Genomic DNA, 23,782 nt, shown 5'->3' on the forward strand with positions numbered 1-23,782 from the left:
ACTTTCGGGGTGAAAACCGGCTGTGTATCAAATATGTCCGTGGGAATTCTGGGGATATAATTATTATAGTGATTTATGATTTTTAGTAGATTATTAATAAAATCAATACCGAAGATTGAATTATGAAATCAATCTTCGGTTTAAGTTTTGTTGTGTGTTTTTTATGCTGGTTTGGTGAAAATTACAAGCACCAGCAGCTTCCTTTCCCCACTGCTCTTCAATGACTTTTACCCGCCAGTTCTGGAACCGCTCAAACTATCCGGCTTCTTCAAATTGAGGACTCCAAAATTATCAATAACTTAGGGTTTAAGCAGAAGGTTGAAATAAAGCTAGTCACTCTTATGTGTTGTATGTGTGATAATCTGATGCAAAGGAATATTGATATCCTCTGCGGGGTCAAAATGACGGCCTCGGATAAATCAATGAGTTAATCAACTAGGGTGGAAATCCCTATAGTTGCCGCAAGGTATGATATCCCGCTCTGGGTATTGAGATTTCCTCAACACCCTGTGCTTGTGCAGGTATCCCATATGTTAAAGGGCAGATTTTGCCCTTTGGTATTACTCTTCTTTCTGCTGCATTAGCTTATTGAATTTCTCATGCAGCGATTGTGGATATAGTTCCGTATACACCTGCCATAATACATTCAGTGAACGATGGCCTGTTACTTGAGCCACTTCTTCAATGGAAAAGCTAGCTTCAAATAATCGACAGGCTCCTTCTCTGTGTAGGTCATTATAGCGGAGGTCTTCAATGCCTAGTTCGACACATGCATTGTGAAAACCATTAGATATACTTCTTGTATTGTAGGGAAATATAAGCCCACTATCAGATTTGGGCTGTCTTTGAACAATATCCTATGCTTCCCCAAGTAAGGGAACAAGCATATGGTTACCTGCTTTTTTTCTAGGGTCTTTTCTGTCTCTTACGAGCACGGATCTCTGCTTTTCGTCAATATCATCCCACCTGATTTTACATACTTCCCCTATGCGCATGCAGGAATGTATTGAGAAGTTCAATATATCCTCGTAAGGAATATGACGTCCGGTGACCTCTTTTTCTACGTAGTACCTCCATCACTCTCTCTAACTCCTCGCGTTCTGGTCTTCTACTACGCCGCTGGCTTTTACTGATTAATCCCATCTGAGTTAAAACTGAACGGGCTTCATGTGCGGGATTTGAGGTGTAATTTATATCATAGACAGGCTTGGCTGATTTTAGGACTGATGACAAATAGGCGACATCATGATTAATAGTGGTGGGAGTGGTTCCTGTAGAATGTCGTTGCTTGCAATGTTCAACAATATGACTGACCGAAAGTTCAGTTAGAGTAAGTTTTGTGAGATCACTCTTTGACAACGAGTTCAATACGGATTTTTTTCTTTGTCTTGCTTTTTTTTTCTAGATTGGGATCGCTGATGTATTTGTGTAACAAGTCACCTACAGTTAAATCTTCAGTATCATTATTCGAGGGTATACCGTTTTGCGCCAATTCAGCCACCCGCATAGCCCCCATGTTTTTGCATGAGATTGTTTTCCGAATGTACGGTTCTCTCTGTAAATATACTTACCGCCAGATTTAACACCAACAGTGCAACGATAGCGGATGGTGCCGTCTGCGCGTGGGCGTTTTTCTATGCTATAGTAGGCCATCTGTGATGTTCTCCAGTTTAAATTTTCACGAAATAAAGGGGTGCCATTAGGGGTGCTGATAATCCTAAAATACCCTTAAGTGCACGAAAATTAGCAAAAACAGAAATACAAAGGATTCAGTATAATGGCAAGGAATGGTGGGGAGTTAATGTGTTATCTGGAAAATCTTTCTTTATATTTAATCGATATCTAATCAATTCATTTTGTGGCTGGTTGTTGTTTTCTTGTTGGTGGTTTTGTTTATGGGTTATCGCTTATTATTTTGTCAATGAATCTGAGTTGGCTATCTTATTTTTTCCTTTCGCATTGCGCCTTGGTATCGTACTTCATACTCCCAAGCGTTATTGGACGACTATTTACAGCGCAGAATGGATACTTACTATTTGTTTGGCGCTCCTAATGGGCCAGCCGCAATGGTTTACTGTATTAACAGCCAGCATAGCCAGTTTCCCTCTTGTTTGGTTTGCCAGTCATTATTATTGTGGCAGTCAATGGCAGCGATTCACAGTTATGGCAGGTATAATTCTGACAACTTCCATTATTAATGTGGTGGCAATAAGCAATCATCATTCAGCTTTGATCATTGCATTCTTGGTGAGTTTGACTGGCGGTGTTATGTTGGTTCCTTTGTGTTATTTAGTATGGCACTATCTGTTCCAAAATATTTGGCTTCCTTTGACCGCTAATCTTGTATCACATCGAATTCAGTTTCATCTGAAACACGTTGTACTTTATGTTTTATTATTTGTACTGAATATTTTTCTTCAGGTTGGTCTCCCGAATGAGTTGCGTTATTTCGCACCATTTTGTCTGGCTATTCCAATTATCTTATTGGCTTTTCGTTACGGCTGGCAAGGTGCGGTGGTTGGTACTTTGCTGAACAGTATTGCATTGATTGCCGCGCGCAGTGGTGTCTCGAATATAGAGATTACAGATCTCTTGTTATCGTTGTTGGTTCAAACGGCTACTGGGATTATGTTGGGCATGGCTGTGCAACGTCAGCGTGATCTCAATGCACAGTTAAAGCGCCAACTCCATTGTAATCACAGTCTGTCCCGTCAATTAGTGAAAGCGGAAGAATCGGTAAGGCGGGAGATTGCACGTGAATTACATGATGAAATTGGTCAGAATATTACGGCTATACGTACACAAGCTAATATTATTCAGCGGGTAGAAGTGACACCAATTAGTGCTAATTGCGCCAAAACAATCGAATCATTATCCCTCAATATTTATGATACGACTAAAGGGTTGTTGAGTCGGTTGCGACCCAAAATTCTTGATGATCTTGGTTTCAAAGAAGCTATAGAGCAATTATTGCGGGATATGGAATTTGAATTTCATGGCATATCAGTAGAAATTCACTGGACAACAGATTCAGCAGTGGCAATTGAGCAACTAAGTGATACAACCAAAATTACGTTATATCGTCTTTGTCAGGAAGCGTTGAATAATGCTATGAAATATTCTCAAGCGGATCGTATTGAACTGCATTTTTCCGTCACGGAAATGATCCATGTATTGATCAAAGATAATGGTATTGGTTGTAAGGTCGAAGATCATATGAAAGGGTTTGGTTTACGTGGTATGCGGGAGCGTGTGCAGGCTCTCGGTGGAAAGTTCTCAATTCATAGTGAAAAACAGCAAGGTGATTTGACATCTTCGGGGACTGATTTGTCTATTTTTTTGCCCAAACTTTGAGATACAGTCATGACAGTTTCTTCTCAACCCAAGCCAGCACATTATAATCCGTTATCTGACAAAGAAATTCGAGAACAGTATCGTTATTGGCGCTTGCATATTATGCTGAGTCTTTATGTGGGATATGCGCTATTTTACTTTACACGCAAAAGTTTTAATTATGCGATGCCTGCCATGATAATCGATCTCGGCCTTGATAAAGGAGATATTGGTCTTATTGGCACACTGTTTTATATCACCTATGGTTGTTCCAAATTTCTTTCCGGTATTATCTCTGATCGTTCCAATCCGCGTTATTTCATGGGAGTCGGGTTAATTGCCACGGGTATCATTAATATCTTTTTTGGTCTGTCCAGCTCGATTGTGATGTTTACCATTCTGTGGATATTAAATGCTTGGTTTCAGGGATGGGGTTCGCCATCATGTGCTAAATTGCTCACCAGTTGGTATTCTCGCTCAGAGCGCGGTTTTTGGTGGTCTCTATGGAATACTTCACATCATGTAGGTAGTGCATTGGTTGCATTATTTGTCAGTTTTTTGACACTACATTTTAGCTGGCGAGAAGGGTTTATTGTGCCGGGCTGTTTAGGGATTCTGGCCGGGATATTTTTATGTTGGCGATTACGTGATAAACCCACCACTATGGGGTTACCGACCATTGGTCAATTTCGTAATGATCATTTGGAAAAGGTGCACGAGAATCAAGGGCAAGGGCTAACTACCAAAGAAATCCTAAAATCCTATGTTTTTTGCAATAAATATATTTGGCTGCTTTCATTTAGTTATGTTCTGGTATATCTCGTCCGTACGGTTATTAACGATTGGGGAAATCTCTATCTAACAGAATACCATCATTATGACTTAGTGAGTGCAAATGCGGTCTTGTCTCTTTTTGAAGTCGGTGGATTTATTGGCTCGCTGGTGGCAGGTTGGGGATCTGATAGAGTGTTTGGCGGAAATCGTGGGCCGATGAACTTGATATTTGCGATGGGTATTTTCTTATCAGTCGCAGCCTTATGGTTAATGCCTATGACAAATTTGATTTTTCAGTCAATTGGATTTTTTACCATTGGCTTTTTCGTTTTTGGCCCCCAATTACTGATTGGGATGGCTGCTGCAGAGTGTTCCCATAAAGATTCTGCGGGAGCAGCCACGGGATTTGTTGGCCTTTTTGCCTATACAGGAGCTGCATTGGCTGGCTATCCTTTTGCTGTTATTTTAGAACATTACCATTGGACGGGATTGTTTATTACCATTTCTGCTTGTGCTGTAATGATAGGCTTATTATTACTTCCATTCCTGCAAGCCCAGTTTCCTCGGCAGAAAGAACAGGAGTTATGAGCCTATATCCAATGGATGAAGGGAAATATGCAAATTTAGTATGGGCTTATTGTCTATTTCTATTACACCATTCATCTTTGGTTATTTCCCAAAATTCACAGTCATATTTTCCTGAAACATATTCTTTTTCTTCTATTTTTATTAGTCTGGCCCCTTGTGCCAATGAGATTTTTTTCGAGCCTTGATTAATACTGGCTTTTTGTGTTCTGAGAATGGGTTGTTCCAGTATGTGAAACCAATAATCAGTCACTTTTTCACAGGCTTCGCCCATCAATCCTTGACCCTAGTATTCCAGAGACAGCCAGAAACCTCTGTTATTATCTGGTTTATCATATAACCCGATCATACCGATTAGCTCATCAGGGTGATTTTTTACTCTGATAGACCATATCCATGCTTTTCCTGATTGAATTGCAGGAAAAGCCACTTTTTTGACAAAATATTCTGCCCCATCGTCGGGATAAGGCCAAGAGACTGCACGGCTATCTAAGTATTTGACGATATCCCAATGAGGAAATTTTTGCTGAATTTGAATAGCATCGCCATAAGCCAGTTTTTTTAACAAAAGCCGTTTGGTCTCCAGATCATCGAATGGCATCTTGCTCTCGTCTTATAAATAAAATGTTATTTAATGGTAATGAAAAACAATAAATTTAGCGTTAAAAATAGTCAATTCAATTTTTTCACCTTAGTAAAATAATAGGATGCAAGATTTGGATTTTAAAAACATGGTATAGTACTTCCCCGATTTTTCCTATCCACCGGAATTTTATGTCTTATCAATGTCCTTTATGCCACTTACCATTACTGTTTGCTAACCATCAATGGCGTTGCGGAAACAATCATCAGTTTGATTGTGCAAAAGAAGGGTACGTCAATTTGCTGCCCGTTCAGCATAAACGTTCAAAAGAGCCGGGGGATAGTGTAGAGATGATGCAAGCGAGAAGGGCATTTTTGCATTCTGGCCATTACCAGGCGCTGCAACAAAAAACTATTGAGTTACTTAACGAATATTTACCAGAATGCGCTGAATCTTTGTTGGATATTGGTTGTGGAGAAGGTTATTACACAGCAGCGGTTCAGGAGCAGTTGAATATTCATCGAGATTTGGTGGTGTATGGATTGGATGTGGCGAAAGTTGCTGTCCGTTATGGTGCTAAACGTTATCCTGAGGTTAATTTCTGCGTAGCATCCAGCCATCGGTTGCCATTTGCAGATAGCTCACTGGATAGTATTTTACGTATTTACGCCCCCTGTAAGGCGGCAGAATTGGCTCGAGTAGTGAAAACTGATGGTATCGTTCTGACGGTGACGCCAGGTCCTCGTCATTTGTACCAATTGAAGGAATTAATTTATCAGGAAGTGCATTTACATCCTGAAAATGATGAACACTGGGATGAATTTGAATTAATTTCAACTGAAACATTGGTTTATGCAATGTCATTGGATGGTGAACAAGCTCATAATTTATTGCAGATGACTCCTTTTGCTTGGCGGGCGTCAGAAGAAGTTAAAATTCATTTGATCTCGAAAGAACAGTTTAATTGTGAAGCCGATTTTACGTTGAAAGTATATCGGCGTATTTGATATTAAGAAGATTACTGTCACTTTTATTAGACTGTAGATCTGGCGTAATTATGTTCGTACTATACTCAATGGGTTTTAATTTTTAGCCAACAAAGCTGCGACTAGAAAGACGAAAGCATATATTACTCCAGATCATTGGAAATAATAGCTTATTCTGCGTACATAAATAATTTAAGATGCTCGAATAATATATTGAAGCCAATGGCAATTAACACTAATCCTCCAACTAATTCGGCTTTTTTACCTAGTAGCGGACCAATATAGCGACCAATTAGCATGCCTATGGTAGCCATAATCATAGTCATGAGGCCAATTGTCATGGCTGTGTGTAGAATATCAACTTGCAGGAAGGCAAGGCCGACACCAATTGCCATCGCGTCCAGACTGGTTGCAATAGCAGTGAGAACTAATGTCACTGAACTATGACGTTGAGGGGCTTTGGTATATGTTTCAGGTTCATGCTTGAAACTGTCAATTATCATTCGGCAGCCAAGAATTAACAGTAATGAAAAGGCAATCCAATGATCCCATTCCATAATGTATTGGCTGGCATACAGGCCCAATGACCAACCAATTAAAGGAGTACAGGTTTCAACCAAACCAAAGATGATGCCTGTGCGGATAGCTTCGAAAAAATGAGGTCGGTGAAGGGCGGCTCCTTTTCCTACGGCAGCGGCAAAAGCATCCATGGAAAGGGCGAGTGCGAGAATAAGTGTTGCATAGAGATTCATCAAAATAACCTCGGTTGGGTGATTCCATATACACACAACACACCCCCAACCAATGGTGTTGTTATGTGTCTATGGTCTTGCCAACCGATTTATACTCGTCATTTTCCAAGTTTCTACTTTGTTAGCTGAAACTTGAAATTTATAGAGCATAAAAACCTAGATTTTATTAGGTTATTTGGGTATTCGTACCACGTTTTATTTTAAACGAGTATGTTGATACAAATTTTCCAGAGATTTTCTGAAACAGGCTACTCCCCAATGACTGCAGCGGACAATATCATATTCAGAATAAAAGGCAAAAAATATTTTGCTATATTTCAAATATGCAAATGATAATTATTATCGTTATGGGGTTTGTTTTAGGAAGTAAATAAGATCAATAAATTACATTGATCTTATCTAATCTCTTGGCGTTAAAATAAATAAAGTTATTTGTTGTTGACAAGGAATTGATAAATTTTTTCTAAGTCATCTAGTTTTGTGACGAAAATATATATTTTGTTTTGCTCTAAATCCATCATAAGAATACCATCTTCAGATAAATTCATTTCTTTAATACTTTCATAAGAAAAAAAACGGTTGATATGATAAAAACCGTATTTTTTAAAAATTAGTTTTGGTGAGCGAATATAACCTAAATATAGTGTCACCAGTATGATAAATGATAACAAATAAGTCGTGAATTGGTTGCCGTGCGACATAACATTATTATAAATAATAATGGTAATCAAAATGATGAAGATCAAGGCGTCAATCCGATGTTTTCTTGTAAGTTTTATGTTTAACAACGTCTTGCCTTTGAGCTGATTGATGACAAATTCATCATAAATCGCAAAAGCGAGCATTAACACAATCAAAACCATCAAGATGATATCATTCAAGCCCATTTTATCCTCTGATTTTATAATCAAAAATACAAATTTTTAATAAATTAGGGAGGGATTTTTTCCTCCCTAATGTTTTTAATTAATAATATCTGCTAATCAGATTATTTGACTAAGCCCAGAAAACCAAAATAGTAACCTATAATGCCTATAACAAAGAAACCTATGATGATCCATAAAGGGTTTACTTTTTTCCTTAATAGCCACATACAGCCAAATGTCAGTAGTAGTGGGGCAATACCAGGCAGTAATTTATCCAGAATGATTTGAACAGTTGTTATATTGATCTCACCTGTCGTTGGATCAGGTACTTTGGAAATAACAAGAGGGATATTGATTTTAGTCCAACTATTAACTAAGGCCCCCATCACAAACAGACCTAAAATTGATGCTCCTTCTGTCATTTTTTGCAGGAAACCACCACCCATATCTTTGACGATATCCATTCCTTTTTTATAGCCATAGGCGACGCCGTAATAACGGGTCAGCAAACGTACTAAGTTAAATAAACAGAAGAACAGTAGTGGTCCCAATAAACTACCACTCATTGCAATACCTGCACCAAGTGCAGCAAAAACAGGGCGAACAGTGCCCCAGAAAATGGGGTCACCAACACCAGCCAATGGTCCCATCAAGCCAACTTTGATCCCGTTAATAGCACTGTCATCAATATCGGCACCATTAGCACGCTGTTCTTCCATCGCCATAGTGACACCAAGAATAGGTGCTGCCACATAAGGATGAGTATTAAAGAATTCTAAATGACGTTTAATAGCCAGTCTTCGTTCTTCCGTATTTTCGGGATATAGGCGGCGAATTGCGGGGACCATTGAGAAGCAAAATCCCAGTGCTTGCATACGTTCAAAGTTCCATGAACCCTGAAATAGACTAGAGCGAAGGAAGACGCCACGGATATCGCTTTGTGTCAGTTTTTTCTGACCCATGTTTGTTGTCTCTGACATGTTGTTCATCCTGTTAATCTAATTCGTTATCAAGGCTATTTGGAGTGTTGCCGGCAGGGGCGGCTACCTGTGATTGATTGTATTTAGGGCTAAGCTGGATATACAGGATCGCCATAACAGCACCAACGATACCAAGTATAACGAGGTTTTGGACATATACAGCGGCCACGAAACCAAGATAGAAGAACGGCATCAGATAACCAGCGCGCATCATGTTAATTACCATTGCGTAACCAACAACAACAATCATTCCACCAGCGATATTGAGTCCTGTAGTGACAACTTCCGGAATGGAGTGCAGCATATCTTGAACGCCAGATGTTCCTACTGACAATGCTACAGCCAGTGAAGGCAGGGCAATGCGCATTGCTTGAAGTACTAATGCTGAAATATGAATGACGCTTATTGCGCGCAGATTACCATTTTCTGCTGCTTTATCTGCAGCGTGTTGGAAGCCAACGGTTAGAGTGCGGACAATGATAGTCAAAACTTGGCCTGCTGCTGCCAGAGGAATGGCCAGGGCAATACCTGCGCCAATATTTTGCCCACCCGCGATAACCAGAATGGTTGAAATGATGGAGGCCAGCGCAGCATCGGGAGCGACTGCTGCACCGATATTCATCCAGCCAAGAGCAATCATTTCCAATGTACCACCGATGATAATGCCGGTTTTGATATCGCCAAGCACTAAGCCGACTAATGTACAAGCAACTAATGGACGGTGAAATTGGAATTCATCAAGAATTGATTCCATACCTGCGATACAGGCAACGATGAATATCAACACAAGTTGAACAACGGTAATTTCCATTGTTTTTCTCCTGTAACCAAATGTAATTTGGTAAGAATTTTATTATTGAGTAATGGTTAGTAAAATGACATCTATTTTTAAGCTTTTTTCAGCAGATCCATCATGTTTAAACGGGTATCACTGGCAACTTTGCGGGCTTCAAGTTCTATGCCACGAGAGTTCAGTTTTTCAAAGGCTTCAATGTCAGACTCGTCAACGGAAATTGCATTATTGATCTGGGTTTTTCCTTGACGGAAAGCCATACCACCGATATTTATGGATTCGATATTTACTCCACCTTCTACAATACGCAGGACATCTGTTGGATTGGTGAATAGCAGCATGACGCGCTCACCAGCATATTTGGGATTGTTGTAAACTCGAACGCATTTGGCAACATCTATGACGTGAGCGCTGACGCCAGGCGGGGCGACTTGTTTCAACAAGGTGGAACGAACGGTGTCTTGGGCAACTTCATCACTGACCACAATGATACGTTTGACGTTAGTTTCTTTAGTCCAACGGGTAGCAACTTGACCGTGGATAAGGCGGTCATCAATACGGGCGAGGGTAATCTTCATATGGCCGCCCGCTGTATTTGTTGACGCAATAGGTGCTGAAACAGTAGGTGCGGAGGTAGGTGCAACGGTTGGTTTGACAGGTTCAGATTTTGCTGGTTCTTCGGCTTGCTCTGTTTTAAGAGCCCGGATTCCTTCTTTCCCAGCTTCTAATGCAATAGAAACCAGTTCTTCCATGGATGGATCATCGTCACGACACATGAAAGCTTCAACAAGCATCGGAACATTTACACCAGTGATGATTTCGTAGTTATTTTTATCAACCACGATACGATTTGCGGCATTGAATGGGCTACCACCCCAAGTATCGACGAAAAACAGAACTCCTTGCTCTGTATTAAGTGATTCTAGTTTTTTATTGTATTTATCGAATAATGTATCGGCATTTTCTCCGGGCACAAAGTCGATATAAGAAACATTTTCCTGCTCTCCAATCAACATTTCTGTGGTATGAAGCAGCTGTTCTGCTGCAGCCCCGTGTGTGCCAATTATAATGGCTATACTCACTTGTTTTCCCCTTTCTATAACAATTGAATTCAAACCTATTGCAAGCACATACTAAATATTTTTAACGTATTGAACCCCCTATCAATCAATAGGATAGTCGTGAATAGAAAACTGTATCGAAAATCTATCTCAAAATTTCATTTCGCATGGTTTTATATTTTGTTACATAAGAAAATATGTCGTTAGATTATCATTTGAAGGCTTAAAGAAAATTGCTATCAGTCAGAAAAATTAAGATAGACTGTTTTGATAGGTGAAAACAAGATTTTATTCTAAATAATTTCGTTATTTTATTTAAATGTTTTAAATATTCTTTGTAATTAGGTATTTATTTCTGTTTCCGGTAACATTTTATTAATTTTCCCATAAAAAAATTGTGATGTTTTTATTGTGAAATGGAAAATAATGTACTTTAGTAATTCGTTTCAGCCAAAAAAATATCCCTATTGATTAGTAGGGATATTATTTCAGATAGAATGTAGATGTGATAAAAAATAGGCAACAAGATCACTCATTCATCCTGTAATGAATGATCTATTATATTAGTCACACTGAACTTTTATTGCCAAACCACCGCGTGAAGTTTCACGATATTTCGCGTTCATATCTTTACCAGTTTCATACATAGTTTCGATGACTTTATCGAGCGAAACACGTGGTTCACTGGTACGGCGCAGGGCCATACGGGCAGCATTGATCGCTTTGACTGACGCAATGGCATTACGCTCAATGCAAGGAACTTGTACTTGGCCTGCTACAGGGTCACAAGTCAGGCCAAGGTTATGTTCCATACCAATTTCTGCTGCAATACAAACCTGCTCAGGGCTTGCTCCAAGTAATTCTGCAAGGCCAGCTGCTGCCATAGAGCAAGCGACACCAACTTCACCCTGACAGCCAACTTCAGCACCAGAAATAGACGCATTCATCTTATACAAGATACCGACTGCACCAGAAGCCAGGAAATAGCGGGTATACAATTCCGGTGTTACTGGCTCAATGCAGTGGTTGTAATAGGCCAAAACAGCAGGGACGATCCCACATGCGCCATTGGTTGGTGCTGTCACAACGCGGCCACCAGCGGCATTTTCTTCATTGACGGCCAATGCAAACATATTGATTAAATCAACAACATTCATTGGGTCATTAGACAGTTTGTTCGATGATGTCAGCATACGATGCAATGCTGCTGCGCGACGAGGAACACGCAATGGACCTGGCAAAACACCTTCTGTGTTCAGGCCACGATCGATACAGGCTTCCATAGTTGCCCATATATCTGCGAAATACTCAGCGATTTCTTCTTTGCTGTGTAAATCCAGTTCATTTTTCATCATCAAGCCAGAAACCGACAAGCCTGTTTTGCTACAGTTCATCAGCAATTCTGCCGCGGAACTGTATGGGTAAGAAACAGGTTTGGTATCTTGGGATGGCTTGCCAAAGTGTTCTTCATCAACAATGAAACCACCACCAATGGAGTAGTAGGTTTTGCTGTAAACTTTTTTATCACCAGCAAATGCATGAACTTGCATGCCATTTTCGTGCAGTGATAGGTTATCGCTACGGAAGTTCATACCGCCATCGCGAGGGAAATCGACTTCATGTAAACCATTTGCCAGTGGCAAACGTTGAGTTTGCTCAACATCACGAATAAAACCTGGAATTGAATCAATATCAACAGTTGCCGGCATATTACCTGCCAGGCCCATGATGATAGCGATATCCGTATGGTGACCTTTCCCGGTTAATGAAAGTGAGCCGTATACATCAACAGCTACACGCGTGATAGAGGACATTACTCCCTGGTTTACAAGATCATCGACAAATTGTTTGCCTGCTTTCATAGGACCAACAGTATGAGAGCTGGATGGGCCAATACCCACCTTAAACATGTCGAAAACGCTAATCACGCCAGACTCCTTTAAGAAGAAAGAGATATAGTTATTTATATTAAAGCGCGCTACTTTACTGTTATTTAGTAGTGTTGATAAAGGAGTTTACAGTTTTTTTTTAATTATAATAGCAATTGATATGATTATGGATAAGTAATGCACAGTTTTATGGTGTTTTGCGTCCAATTTAGGGTGTTTTTTGAACTTGCTGTGCTAAGCGATAAATAATGGCAGCAGTTAATCCCCAAATCATATGCTTTTGGTGCCAATAAAAATAGACTCTGTGCTGTCGGTTACGGCGTTTTATATCCAGATACTGATAATGGGGAAGGGAAAGTGCATCAAACAATGGAATTTCAAAAATGTTTGCTACTTCTGCGGGGTTTGTTCGAAAAGAAATTTGATCGGGGACCAGCCCGATTACTGGAGTGACACGATAACCTCCAGCACTGTCCAAAGGAGCTAATTGCCCCAGAATTTGTACTTTGTTTTGTGGTAGACAGACCTCTTCTTCTGCTTCACGTAAGGCGGTAGCAATAAGGGAAGAATCTTCAGGATCTGCGGCTCCGCCCGGAAAAGCAATTTGCCCTGCGTGGGAACGGAGATTTGTGGAGCGTTGGGTGAATAATAACGTTGGCTCTGGCTTACATATAATCGGCAATAATACTGCGGCATTCCGTTGGTTGTTGGCCAAATGTGCTGGTTGTGCAGGAAGTTGTAATTGAAACCGACGGATGAAGTCAGAAATCGATATCATGGTATATAGAGTTCCCCTAATTGAGGTAAGATTCGTCCGAGTTTATCAAATGTTTCTTGATATTCTTTTTCAGCGATGCTATCTGCGACTATACCGCCACCAGCCCAACAGTATATTTTTCCTTTTTCGGTCAGTAAGGTACGAATGGTTATATTGCTGTCCATTGTACCGCAGAAACTAATATAGCCAATAGCCCCACAATATCCATGTCTACGATGGGGTTCTAACTCTTCAATGATTTCCATAGCTCGAATTTTTGGGGCACCAGTAATTGATCCACCCGGAAAACAGGCACGGAGTAAATCAGTGGCATGATATGTATCGGGCAAGGTTGCTGTTATGGTGCTGACCAGATGGTGTACAGCTGGAAAAGGCTCAACAACAAATAACTCAGGTACTTTGACAGAGCCAGGTCTGGCCACTCGCCCAATGTCATTTCTCAGCAGATCAACAATCATCAGGTTTTCAGCGCGATCTTTTCGTGAATTGGCTAATTTTTCTGCTTGTAGCTGATCTTCTGCGGGGTTTTCCAACCGTGGTAGTGTCCCCTTTATTGGGCGGGTCTGAATGTGATTGTCTTCCAGAAGAATAAAGCGTTCAGGTGAGATACTGATAACACAGTGCTCAGGTAAACGGATAAAGGCAGAGAAGGGGGCTCGATTACTTTCATTGAGCTGGATAAATGCCTGCCATTCATCTCCCTTATAATTGGCATGGAACCGTTGTGATAAGTTGACTTGATAGCAATCACCATCTCGTAGATAGCGATGGATTTGAGCAATTTTTTCTTGGTATTGCTGCGCCGTCATGTTGGATTGCCATTGGTTTGTCAGGGAAAAATTTTCTTTCTTGTTTTCTAGCAGAGACTCTAACCATGCCAGTCGTTCGTCAATATTGTGGTAGCTCAGTAATGTCGCTTTCTGTAGCTGATGATCAATAATCAATCCCCAATCGTAGATACCTATGGCCATATCGGGGAAATTCAGTTCATTGGCGGCTAATTCAGGTAATTTTTCGATGCGTCGCCCGAGATCGTATCCCCAGATGCCTAATGCACCTCCTTGGAAAGGTAGGTCAGGATCAAATTGAGCATTGATATCACAGGCACGAAGGTGTTCTTTTAGTAGCAGGAAGGGATCCTCCTGAGAAAGAGATACCTTACCATTATAATTAATTTCGGTAGATTCCCTTTGGGTAACAAGTGTTGTCACAGGTTCGGCGACGAGAATATCAAATCGATTGTGAAGGTGTTCCGCAGTTCCGGAATGTAACAGCATGGCCCAAGGTAGTGCAGAAAGGGGAGTAAAATAGTACGTAGCAAGATCAAGAGAATAAGGTAGTTGTCGTTTTTGTAATGCAATTTTCATGACGGAATCAGTGTTTGTATTTGGCAAATTCACAAGAAATAACATATTAATCCGCGGAGATTATCACACAATCTTACTCCTGACTTGGGATAAAAAAGGTTATAATCGCCATTTGCCATTAATTGTTATGTTTTGTTTGAGGTTATAGCTATGTTTTCAGGTATGCCAGCATTATCCCATGAAGAGCAGCAAGCTGCTGTAGAAAGAATCCATCAGCTCATTTCAGAAGGAATGAGCAGCGGGGAAGCCATTGCCATCGTAGCTCAGGAATTGCGTGAAAAGCATCAAGATAATGAGCAGATCCATGCTTTATTTGAGGATGATGAAAAATAGTTGCAACGCATTTTTAACAAAACTCACATAATTACTTTCTACTACATGTTAATTTACCGCAACTTTTAATCCATATTATTTGGATGGTAATAGGAGGTAATATGAAGGCAAGTCAGTTTATTCGTCGTATTGGTTTATTGAGTACAGGTGTTCTGCTTTCTATTTCATTTACGGCAACAGCCGCTGAGAATGAACGAGTGGCCCAGTTTATTTCTTGTAAAAATTTAACCAAAGAGCAAGTGGCGGCACAGGTTAAGCAAGATTTTTTACAAAATCGCATTAATCACTGGGATAAAGACAGAAAGCAATTAGGTACGGCAAAACCGATTGCATGGGTAAATGCCAATGATATTACTGGTGATATCAACACGTTACAGGTTCCACTTATTGTCCGAGGTACAAAAAGGGACAAAAGTTACAATGTCACAATTGATTGCCAAAAAGAAACCATCAATTATAGTGAAGCAAAGTAAACAATTTGTCATGCTATCTTTTAAATATGTACGGGATACTGGGAAAGTATCCCGTTTTGTTTAAACAATGAAGAGGGCTTTATGACGGAACAACGGAAACTCTATCCCGCTTATAATGCGTATCAAACAGGGTATTTAGATACGGGAGATGGACACCAGATTTATTGGGAATTATGTGGGGATCCAAAAGGTAAACCCGCAGTATTCATTCATGGAGGTCCTGGTGGAGGGATAGCAAACTATCATCGCCAGTTATTTGATCCTGAGCGCTATCATATTATGTTATTTGATCAGCGCGGGTGTGGGCGTTCTAAGCCTCACGCCAGCTTGGAAAATAATACAACTTGGCACTTGATAGAGGACCTTGAACGGCTGCGTAATTTAATGGGGGCTGAGAAATGGTTAGTTTTTGGCGGGTCATGGGGATCAACGCTGTCTCTGGCTTATGCTGAAAAATATCCAGATAGGGTGTCAGAATTGGTGCTGAGGGGAATTTTTCTGCTCCGTCCACAAGAATTGAATTGGTATTATCAAGAAGGTGCTTCTCGTTTTTTCCCAGACAAATGGGAACGTACTTTATCTATCCTATCGGAAGAAGAGCGTAAAGATGTGATAGCTGCCTATAACAAACGGCTGACAAGTGAAAATCTGCAAGTTCAGTTGGAAGCAGCACGTTTATGGAGTCTCTGGGAAGGAGAAACAGTAACATTACTGCCTTCTGAAAGCTCTGATTCTTTCTCAGAAGATAATTTTGCTTTGGCATTTGCACGTATTGAAAACCACTACTTTATCAATAATGGTTTTATGGATGAAACTCAGCAATTACTGGATCATATTGATGTAATCAGGCATATCCCTGCCGTGATTATACATGGACGCTATGATATGGCATGTCAGGTACAGAATGCATGGGATTTGGCAAAGGCATGGCCGGAGGCTGAGCTATGCATTGTGGAAGGTGCTGGTCACTCTTTTGATGAAGCAGGTATTTTGCATCAACTAATCAAGGCGACTGATAAGTTTGTTGGAAAATAGCTGAGATAACCACCCGCAAAGAGGTGGTTATTTTTTTATTATCGCTTCAACGACTTTTGGGTTCATAAGGCAAACGTGACAGAAATCTCGATTGCTGGCGGTAGTGGTGCAAGCGTTGTTGGAAATATTCTCGTAGATGTGATGGTTGTGTTTGCTCAACAGTGTCAGGAATGACAGACATGTTATAGCGTTCTTTAAACGCGACACTGGATGCAGCTAAATCAACATTGATCTTATCCATCTCATCTTTAGATAATTTGGCTAAGTTATATTCCATTGTGGCCTCTCTGAAAATTTATTTTTTATTTCTCTGGGAAGAAAGTTAAGCGACTCTTTTTGGTTTAGCAAGTTGTTTAAATAAGGCCCAAAAAATGCCTGATAAATATAAATAATACCAATTCTCATTTCCATAAAAAATATTTTTTGAATAAAAATATAATTAAATAAAATTGATTCTTATTTTCTTATATTTAATGAGATTTATTATTGTTTGATGATATGAATAAATCGTTATTTATCAATTAATTGAATATTTTTATTTTATTTTTGTCTTATGTGGTATTAATTGGCATAATACGCCGTAATTAATGAATTACTAAGAGGGTTGGCCGATGTTAAAAAAAGAAATGATCAAAGAATTAAATGAGCAATTAAATTTAGAATTTTATTCCGCGAATTTATACCTGCAAATGAGCGCATGGTGCAGTGATAATGGATATGAAGGCGCTGCAGCATTTTTGAGAACTCATTCACAGGAAGAAATGCAGCATATGCAACGTTTGTTTGATTATTTGGGTGACACTGGTTCAATGCCTGTACTGGGGGCTATTCAGGCACCGCCAGTTGAGTTTAATTCTATCTCTGATGTATTTAATCAGACTTATGAGCATGAAAAATTGATCACAGAAGAGATCAACAAACTCGCTCATGTAGCGATGATGACACAAGATTACTCTACTTTTAATTTCTTGCAGTGGTATGTTGCTGAACAGCATGAAGAAGAAAAGCTGTTCAAATCCATTCTGGATAAATTGGGTATGGTAGGTGAAAGTGGAAAAGCTCTGTTCTTGTTGGATAAAGAGCTTAAGGGATTATCTATGGCACCAGCACACGCCTGATATATCTTCTTCATTTTTAGTTGTGTTGTTGGCTACTCTGTTACTTGAAATCGATAGCTCAGAAGTAGTCAATCAATTTGATCTATATTTTTCACCGTAATTCCTGTTTTTTGTGTTTTTTCATGTATTGTGAAATTGGAGTTACGGTTCTCTCTCTTTTTATATCCATTTTTGCGTAGTGCCTCACAGGTCAAGACATTACTTGTCGATTGCCGCAGATTAAACAAATTTTTTGATATAGAATTCCCACTCAAGCATAAAAAATCCACCTGCATATTAAAGGCTTATCTATATGTTTATTTTTAACATCCGTTCATCCTGGACCAAATTATCTGCTCTTGTGGTTCTGTTTGTCGGTATGTCTTGTCAACAGGCTCTGGCTCATGCACATTTGAAAGATCAGACTCCGACAGAAAACACAACGGTTGAAGCTGCCCCACAAGCCATCACTTTGAGTTTTTCAGAACGTATTGAACTTGGATTCAGTAAGGTAAAATTGATTGGCCCAGAAAAGACCGTGATTAAAACTGGTAAATTGGAACTCGATCCTGAAACCAAAACTAAGTTAATTTTACCAGTTGAAGGTCAGCTTGCCGCGGGGAAATACAGTGTTGACTGGAGTGTACTCTCTGTCGACGGTCATAAGACAAAAGGCGTGTATGGCTTTACTGTAAAATAATGATCTCTCTAGAAGCACTATACGTATTCTGCCGTTTCGCACATTTTGTGGTCGTTATATTGATGTTCGGCCTCAGCTTATTTACGGTAATGCTTGTTTCTGGACGTTTCTCTACACTAATGAGAGAACGGTTGAAAGTTGGAGTTTTAATCAGTACCGTGCTGGCTTTCATAACCTCAATAGTCTGGTTTATCATACAGGCCGGATTAATGGGGGATGGCTGGTACGATGTTTATGCTCCGGATGTCTGGCTGGCTGTGTTGGGAACCTCGTTTGGACAAGTATGGAAATGGCAGTTATTAATTGCTGCTCTTGCTATTGGTGGTCTGTTCCTTTCCAACATTAGGGTCAGTAATTTTCTGTTGTTGGGCTGTTCAATCATTTTACTCTCCAGTCATGCCTTCATTGGGCATGCAGTCATGCATGAAGGAAGCATAGGGTTATTGCTTCAAGTCAATCAGATTATTCATTTACTGAGTGTTGGTTATTGGTTTGGGGGATTGTGGCCATTCTTACTGTGTTTACAATTTTTGCGTTTAAGGCAAACAACAGGAACGGATTCATCCCCTAATAGTGAAAATATCGCGATTAACTTATATCCGGACAGTGTGTCAGCTATGAGAAAATTCTCTCGTTATGGGCATCTTGCTGTTTTTATGGTGATTGCGACGGGAATTGTAAGTAGTGTAATTCTAATTCCGGGTTGGCCTATTTTCAGTCGAGCTCTTTCTGAATATCAATCCATGCTATGGCTAAAAATAGTTCTGGTTATTGGAATGGTACTTTTAGCTTTGATAAACCGCTATATTTTAGTTCCAAAATTGAAGCAGAAAGGGTGTTATCACCAATTGATAATCAACAGTTGGCTGGAAATTATTCTGGGTACAACAGCACTGCTATGTGTAGCTATCTTTGCAACACAACCTCCTGCATGATTTTTGAATTATGGATGTAAAACCGGGTACATAAACAGGAAAATTAGCGATAAAATCACGATATGTACCTATCAGGGGAATGATAATGAAACGACTATTTTGGGCTATTCCTTTTTTGCTTCTCTCTTTTCAGGGGATAGCCGCACCGATAAAAACCATTAGCAAGCTACAGTTTGGTAAACAATGGGCATTTACTCGCGAAGAGGTTATGCTTGATTGTCGATCAGGTGACGCATTATTTGTGATAAATCCCAGCACATTGATGCAGTATCCATTGAACGATCGAGCAACACAACTTATGCAATCCAATAAAGTTATTGCATCATCATTAGATACGATCCTCTTAAATGATCCTGAACATCCCAACCAAAAAATGAGTATTGAGCCATTCCAGAAAGCGGCATTGGTTTTATGTGACCATTCAGGTGACAAATAAGTGATAAAAAGTAATGGTTAGTTGATATTTTCGGAAAAAAACATAATCTCATCATTCAACCGATAATGATTAAAATTTGGTAAATTATTGCATGTCAACTACGCTTTAAATGGTAAGTTGTTCTACGTCTCAATGGAAACTTTTAGTGTAAGGCTCTTTAACAGAGCCATTTTCCCTAGGCCGAGTAGAGGAGTAAACTCGGCCTTTTTTTGCCTATCATAAAGAGCGAATACTTTTACTCTCTTTTCAATAAATTATTTTGCTTTCTTGCATATATAATGAATAAACGAAAATAAAACAAATAATTAGAGTAATACTAAGGTATTTTTTTAATAAGAATATGAACAAAGGCACGATTCTGAATGCAAATCAAGTTATCTTTTAGTCTAAGTTGTGATATACCCTCAACTTTCATAAGGGAATGCTGGTAAAAGTTATTAAAAGAAATTTAAATTTGGAAAGACAAGCGGTATTCTGGAGAAATTTAAGAAATAGTCTGTTAAATATGGCAAAAACATATGTTAAATTATTGTATTAATTTTGTTTTAATTTCATTTGGCGTATAGGGGTTTATGGATAGAAAACAATTTTATCAAGAGTTAGCAGATAGTTTGATGGCACTGCTATCAGGTGAGTACGACTTTATCGCTTCTCTTGCTAATGCAAGTGCTTTGTTGTACGAACGTTTAGATAATGTTAATTGGGTTGGCTTCTATTTAGTGGATGATGATACTCTAGTATTAGGGCCATTTCAGGGGAAAATTGCTTGTGTTCGCATTCCTGTAGGAAAGGGAGTATGTGGAACTGCTGTGGCAAATAAGAGTATACAGCGTATTTCTGATGTACATGCTTTCCCAGGCCATATAGCCTGTGATGCTGCCAGTAATGCTGAAATTGTATTTCCTTTGGAAATTAATGGACAAGTTATTGGAGTTTTGGACATTGACAGCACGATTTTTAATCGATTTGACGAAGGCGATGAAAATGGCCTGAAAATGCTAATTATCAGGCTTTGTGAGCACTTGGGACAATGTGTTGTGTCAAAATATCTATAACAGAATGTAAGTTAATATATGTATTAAAGTGGCATTTATCAGTAACGCTATTATAATGTCGCCTGTTCGTGCCTGCGCTGATTGGCCAAACCGTTGTAATCAGGAAAATTCATGGATACCCAACCTAAGTTGAACAGTAGTAAAGAAGTTATTGCTTTCTTAGCTGAGCGTTTCCCGCTTTGCTTTGTGGCAGAAGGTGAAGCACGTCCTTTGAAGATTGGAATCTTCCAGGACATTGTTGAACGTATTCAAGGCGAAGAGTGTTTAAGTAAAACACAGCTCCGTTCTGCTCTACGCTTGTATACCTCTAGTTGGCGCTATCTCTATGGTGTTAAAGAAGGTGCTCAACGTGTTGACCTTGACGGAAATATGTGTGGTGAATTAGAAGTCGAACACATTGAACACGCGCGCCAACAACTGGTAGAAGCGAAAGCGCGAGTGCAGGCTCAACGTGCTGAACAGCGTGCTAAGAAACGTGAAACTGAAAATGTATCTGACAAAAAAAGTGAACGCCCTGCAAGTAAAAAGCCGGCTCCTCGTCGTCAGAAGATATCAGGGGATAGTGAAAAGCGCCCAGCTCGTCTGCAACAATTGCGTAAACCTGCAGATGAAACCACAAAGAAAACTGCCCAACCTGAGTTAATCTCAGTCACTGATGTATCCTCTTTGAAAGTCGGTCAGACAATCAAAGTAAATGTAGGAAAAAGCTTAATGGATGCATCTGTGCTTGAAATTGCAAAAGATGGTGTAAGAGTGCAGTTGCCAACTGGTTTAGCAATGATTGTACGCGCAGAACACTTAAAGTTCTGATACGGAGGCCAACTTGGGCATGAACAAACTCATTAATTTGGCTTTCGTTTTAGGTCTATCATTTTCTAGTACAGGTTATGCAGATACTACTAATGGTAATGTCGCTGACGGTAGCCATGCTACTAATGCCCATGTCATTAATGGTCACAATACAGCTGTTATTAGTTTGAGTCAGTTGCCAGATTTAAAATCGGAAATACAGCATTCCACAGTAAGTAAGCGGATTGTTTCCCGCTTTCTTCATTCTCATTATCGCCAGTTTTATCTGAATGCGGATTTCTCAGGGAAAGTTTTTGATCGTTACCTGAATCAGCTAGATTACGGGCACAATGTTTTTTTGGCATCTGATATTGCGCAGTTCGCGACTCAAAAAGGAACATTAGGAAAAGAGCTTGAGAATGGTGAGTTAAAACTTCCTTATGCCTTATTTAATCTGATGCAAAAGCGCCGTTTTGAACGCTATCAATATGTGCTTTCTCGTTTAGAGCAACCTGTTAGTTTAAACAGCCATGATACAATTGAAACTGACCGTGCCAAAGCTCCGTGGCCAAAGAGTATTGGGGAGTTGAATAAACTTTGGGATGCCAAAATTAAATTTGATTGGATAAACCTCAAATTATCTGGCAAGAATGATAAAGAAATCAAAGAAACTTTGACCAAACGCTATAGGACTTTGTTGAAACGCCTCACACAAACCAAAAGTGAGGACGTTTTTCAAAGTATTATGATGGCATTTGCCCGTGAAATAGACCCACACACCAGCTATCTATCTCCTCGTGATACAGAACAGTTTAATTCAGAGATGAGTTTGTCTCTTGAAGGCATTGGTGCTGTTTTACAATATGATGATGAATATATTTCTATTCGTTCATTGGTTGCAGGGGGCCCAGCGGCTAAAAGTAATTTATTGAAAGTAGGAGATAAAATTATTGGTGTTGGGCAGTTAGGCAAGTCTATAGTAGATGTTGTTGGATGGCGTTTGGAAGATGTTGTTGCTCTTATCAAAGGGCCGAAAGGGAGTAAAGTTCGCCTTGAAATTACGCCAAGTGCGAAAGGGGCAAAGAACCACATTGTTACTTTGACCCGCGAGAATATTCGCCTTGAAGATAATGCTGTCAAGATGTCGGTGAAGACGGATGGAAAAGAGAAAGTTGGTGTTTTAGATATACCAAGTTTCTATGTCGGCTTGACTAACGATGTAAAAGTACAATTGCAGACGCTTGCTAAAGACGGTGTTTCCTCAATTATAATTGATTTGCGCGGCAATGGCGGTGGTGCCTTGACAGAAGCTGTATCATTATCTGGTTTGTTTATTTCTACAGGCCCCGTGGTTCAGATTCGAAATAATATGGGTGGAATTAAGAAAGAATCAGATACGGATGAGGCAATATATTATAAAGGTCCTCTGGTCGTTCTGATTAATAATAGAAGTGCTTCTGCGTCTGAAATCTTCGCTGCGGTGATGCAAGATTATGGTCGTGGATTAATTGTAGGAGAGCCTACTTTTGGTAAAGGCACCGTTCAGCAATACCGTTCTTTGAATCGTATTTATGACCAGATGATTCTACCTGAGTGGCCAGAAATTGGTTCCGTGCAATACACAATCCAGAAATTTTATCGGATCAATGGTGATAGTACTCAGCTTAAAGGTGTAACACCTGATATAATTATGCCTACTGGGAAAGAGCCTTCTGATATAGGGGAAAACAAAGAGGATAATGCATTACCTTGGGACAACATTAAGCCTGCACATTATACTTCCTCGAAAGTCATTTCAGATTTAATACCTCTGCTGACTAAACTGCATAATCAACGGATTGCTAATGATCCTGAGTTCAAATATATCAAACAGGATATTGCTTACTACAAAGTCATTAAAGAACGTAATGGTGTTTATTCCTTGAACTACACTCAAAGAGAAAAAGAAAACAAAGAATATGAAACAAACAAGTTGAATCATCTTAATGAGCGCTTTAAAAGAGAAGGTAAAAAATTGCTCAAATCACTTGATGATTTACCAAAGGATTATAAAGGGCCGGATCCTTATTTAGATGAATCTGTAAAAATTGCACTGGATTTGTCACACCAGCCTGTCGAAGTAGTTGTAAAGAAATAGTTTTAAAATTCGTTATAGATAAAAGGCCGGCTTAATAGCTAGCCT

Annotated in this window: 24 protein-coding genes, 1 pseudogene and 1 riboswitch; of the genes and pseudogenes, 13 read left to right on the forward strand and 12 right to left on the reverse strand. The window is 39.6% G+C overall.

Annotated features, from left to right (window positions below; all coding sequences use genetic code 11):
• Window positions 1-560 precede the first annotated feature (560 nt).
• Window positions 561-1,653 (reverse strand): annotated as a pseudogene (locus tag Xvie_RS11730) (phage integrase).
• Window positions 1,654-1,803: 150 nt separating this feature from the next.
• Between Xvie_RS11730 and uhpB the strand changes: the two are divergent.
• Together uhpB and uhpC are read left to right on the forward strand one after the other, a co-directional pair.
• On the forward strand, window positions 1,804-3,354 hold the full coding sequence (gene uhpB, locus Xvie_RS11735) for a signal transduction histidine-protein kinase/phosphatase UhpB (protein ID WP_244175597.1): 1,551 nt from the start codon (window positions 1,804-1,806) through the stop codon (window positions 3,352-3,354).
• Window positions 3,355-3,363: 9 nt separating this feature from the next.
• Window positions 3,364-4,695: an MFS transporter gene (gene uhpC / locus Xvie_RS11740; RefSeq protein ID WP_086109500.1), complete on the forward strand. Its 1,332-nt coding sequence runs from the start codon at window positions 3,364-3,366 to the stop codon at window positions 4,693-4,695.
• 46 nt (window positions 4,696-4,741) lie between these two features.
• Here uhpC and Xvie_RS25800 read toward each other — a convergent pair whose 3' ends face one another.
• Both Xvie_RS25800 and Xvie_RS25805 read right to left on the reverse strand, forming a co-directional pair.
• Complete coding sequence (locus Xvie_RS25800) at window positions 4,742-4,966, reverse strand: hypothetical protein (protein WP_422645930.1); 225 nt, start codon at window positions 4,964-4,966, stop codon at window positions 4,742-4,744.
• A 12-nt stretch (window positions 4,967-4,978) separates the two neighbouring features.
• Complete coding sequence (locus Xvie_RS25805; protein ID WP_422645931.1) at window positions 4,979-5,293, reverse strand: GNAT family N-acetyltransferase; 315 nt, start codon at window positions 5,291-5,293, stop codon at window positions 4,979-4,981.
• Between the two features lie 173 nt (window positions 5,294-5,466).
• On the opposite strand from Xvie_RS25805, the gene rlmA reads away from it, so the two are divergent.
• A complete protein-coding gene (gene rlmA / locus Xvie_RS11750; protein ID WP_086109501.1) occupies window positions 5,467-6,282 on the forward strand; it encodes a 23S rRNA (guanine(745)-N(1))-methyltransferase in 816 nt (271 codons plus the stop codon).
• Window positions 6,283-6,431: 149 nt separating this feature from the next.
• Here rlmA and mntP read toward each other — a convergent pair whose 3' ends face one another.
• The 8 genes from mntP to pabB form a co-directional block, all read right to left on the reverse strand.
• Window positions 6,432-7,013 (reverse strand): manganese efflux pump MntP, encoded by a 582-nt coding sequence (gene mntP, locus Xvie_RS11755; protein WP_139838852.1) that lies wholly within the window; start codon window positions 7,011-7,013, stop codon window positions 6,432-6,434.
• Window positions 7,014-7,166: 153 nt separating this feature from the next.
• A riboswitch (yybP-ykoY riboswitch) is annotated at window positions 7,167-7,284 on the reverse strand.
• A 157-nt stretch (window positions 7,285-7,441) separates the two neighbouring features.
• Window positions 7,442-7,900, reverse strand: a complete 459-nt coding sequence (locus Xvie_RS11760) for a DUF986 family protein (protein WP_086109503.1) — start codon at window positions 7,898-7,900, stop codon at window positions 7,442-7,444.
• Between the two features lie 101 nt (window positions 7,901-8,001).
• Complete coding sequence (locus tag Xvie_RS11765) at window positions 8,002-8,859, reverse strand: PTS mannose transporter subunit IID (protein WP_086109504.1); 858 nt, start codon at window positions 8,857-8,859, stop codon at window positions 8,002-8,004.
• 13 nt (window positions 8,860-8,872) lie between these two features.
• Complete coding sequence (locus Xvie_RS11770; RefSeq protein ID WP_086109505.1) at window positions 8,873-9,670, reverse strand: PTS mannose/fructose/sorbose transporter subunit IIC; 798 nt, start codon at window positions 9,668-9,670, stop codon at window positions 8,873-8,875.
• Window positions 9,671-9,747: 77 nt separating this feature from the next.
• Complete coding sequence (manX, locus tag Xvie_RS11775) at window positions 9,748-10,734, reverse strand: PTS mannose transporter subunit IIAB (protein WP_086109506.1); 987 nt, start codon at window positions 10,732-10,734, stop codon at window positions 9,748-9,750.
• A gap of 542 nt (window positions 10,735-11,276) precedes the next feature.
• Window positions 11,277-12,641: an L-serine ammonia-lyase gene (locus Xvie_RS11780; RefSeq protein ID WP_086109507.1), complete on the reverse strand. Its 1,365-nt coding sequence runs from the start codon at window positions 12,639-12,641 to the stop codon at window positions 11,277-11,279.
• Window positions 12,642-12,810: 169 nt separating this feature from the next.
• Window positions 12,811-13,380 carry a CoA pyrophosphatase gene (locus Xvie_RS11785; protein ID WP_086109508.1) on the reverse strand — a complete coding sequence of 190 codons (570 nt, stop codon included), beginning with the start codon at window positions 13,378-13,380 and terminating at the stop codon, window positions 12,811-12,813.
• Window positions 13,377-14,747, reverse strand: a complete 1,371-nt coding sequence (gene pabB / locus Xvie_RS11790; protein WP_086109600.1) for an aminodeoxychorismate synthase component 1 — start codon at window positions 14,745-14,747, stop codon at window positions 13,377-13,379. The genes Xvie_RS11785 and pabB overlap by 4 nt, the downstream gene beginning before the upstream one ends.
• A 150-nt stretch (window positions 14,748-14,897) precedes the next feature.
• On the opposite strand from pabB, the gene Xvie_RS11795 reads away from it, so the two are divergent.
• The 3 genes from Xvie_RS11795 (at window position 14,898) to pip (ending at window position 16,588) form a co-directional block, all read left to right on the forward strand.
• Entirely contained in the window at window positions 14,898-15,080 is a 183-nt protein-coding gene (locus Xvie_RS11795) for a YoaH family protein (protein ID WP_086109509.1), read from the forward strand.
• A gap of 101 nt (window positions 15,081-15,181) precedes the next feature.
• Window positions 15,182-15,553 (forward strand): protein YebF, encoded by a 372-nt coding sequence (gene yebF / locus Xvie_RS11800; RefSeq protein ID WP_086109510.1) that lies wholly within the window; start codon window positions 15,182-15,184, stop codon window positions 15,551-15,553.
• Window positions 15,554-15,634: 81 nt separating this feature from the next.
• Entirely contained in the window at window positions 15,635-16,588 is a 954-nt protein-coding gene (gene pip, locus Xvie_RS11805; protein ID WP_086109511.1) for a prolyl aminopeptidase, read from the forward strand.
• A gap of 46 nt (window positions 16,589-16,634) precedes the next feature.
• Here the strand turns inward: pip and Xvie_RS11810 are convergent, their stop codons facing one another.
• The gene (locus Xvie_RS11810; RefSeq protein WP_086109512.1) at window positions 16,635-16,865 is read right to left on the reverse strand and encodes a DNA polymerase III subunit theta; all 231 of its coding nucleotides are present in this window, start codon (window positions 16,863-16,865) and stop codon (window positions 16,635-16,637) included.
• A gap of 334 nt (window positions 16,866-17,199) precedes the next feature.
• Here Xvie_RS11810 and ftnA point away from each other — a divergent pair, with 334 nt between their 5' ends.
• From ftnA to prc, 7 genes are all read left to right on the forward strand, one after another.
• Complete coding sequence (gene ftnA / locus Xvie_RS11815; RefSeq protein WP_086109513.1) at window positions 17,200-17,706, forward strand: non-heme ferritin; 507 nt, start codon at window positions 17,200-17,202, stop codon at window positions 17,704-17,706.
• A 292-nt stretch (window positions 17,707-17,998) separates the two neighbouring features.
• Window positions 17,999-18,385 carry a copper homeostasis periplasmic binding protein CopC gene (copC, locus tag Xvie_RS11820; protein WP_086109514.1) on the forward strand — a complete coding sequence of 129 codons (387 nt, stop codon included), beginning with the start codon at window positions 17,999-18,001 and terminating at the stop codon, window positions 18,383-18,385.
• Complete coding sequence (copD, locus tag Xvie_RS11825; protein WP_086109515.1) at window positions 18,385-19,320, forward strand: copper homeostasis membrane protein CopD; 936 nt, start codon at window positions 18,385-18,387, stop codon at window positions 19,318-19,320. The genes copC and copD overlap by 1 nt, the downstream gene beginning before the upstream one ends.
• Before the next feature lie 85 nt (window positions 19,321-19,405).
• On the forward strand, window positions 19,406-19,756 hold the full coding sequence (locus Xvie_RS11830) for a YebY family protein (protein WP_086109516.1): 351 nt from the start codon (window positions 19,406-19,408) through the stop codon (window positions 19,754-19,756).
• A 572-nt stretch (window positions 19,757-20,328) separates the two neighbouring features.
• Window positions 20,329-20,811, forward strand: coding sequence for a GAF domain-containing protein (locus Xvie_RS11835; protein ID WP_086109517.1), 483 nt, complete (start codon window positions 20,329-20,331; stop codon window positions 20,809-20,811).
• Window positions 20,812-20,922: 111 nt separating this feature from the next.
• The gene (gene proQ / locus Xvie_RS11840) at window positions 20,923-21,621 is read left to right on the forward strand and encodes an RNA chaperone ProQ (protein ID WP_086109518.1); all 699 of its coding nucleotides are present in this window, start codon (window positions 20,923-20,925) and stop codon (window positions 21,619-21,621) included.
• A gap of 19 nt (window positions 21,622-21,640) precedes the next feature.
• Window positions 21,641-23,737 carry a carboxy terminal-processing peptidase gene (gene prc, locus Xvie_RS11845; RefSeq protein WP_086109519.1) on the forward strand — a complete coding sequence of 699 codons (2,097 nt, stop codon included), beginning with the start codon at window positions 21,641-21,643 and terminating at the stop codon, window positions 23,735-23,737.
• Window positions 23,738-23,782: the final 45 nt, after the last annotated feature.

It is taken from the genome of Xenorhabdus vietnamensis (assembly GCF_002127535.1).
In the GTDB taxonomy this organism is placed as follows: domain Bacteria; phylum Pseudomonadota; class Gammaproteobacteria; order Enterobacterales; family Enterobacteriaceae; genus Xenorhabdus; species Xenorhabdus vietnamensis.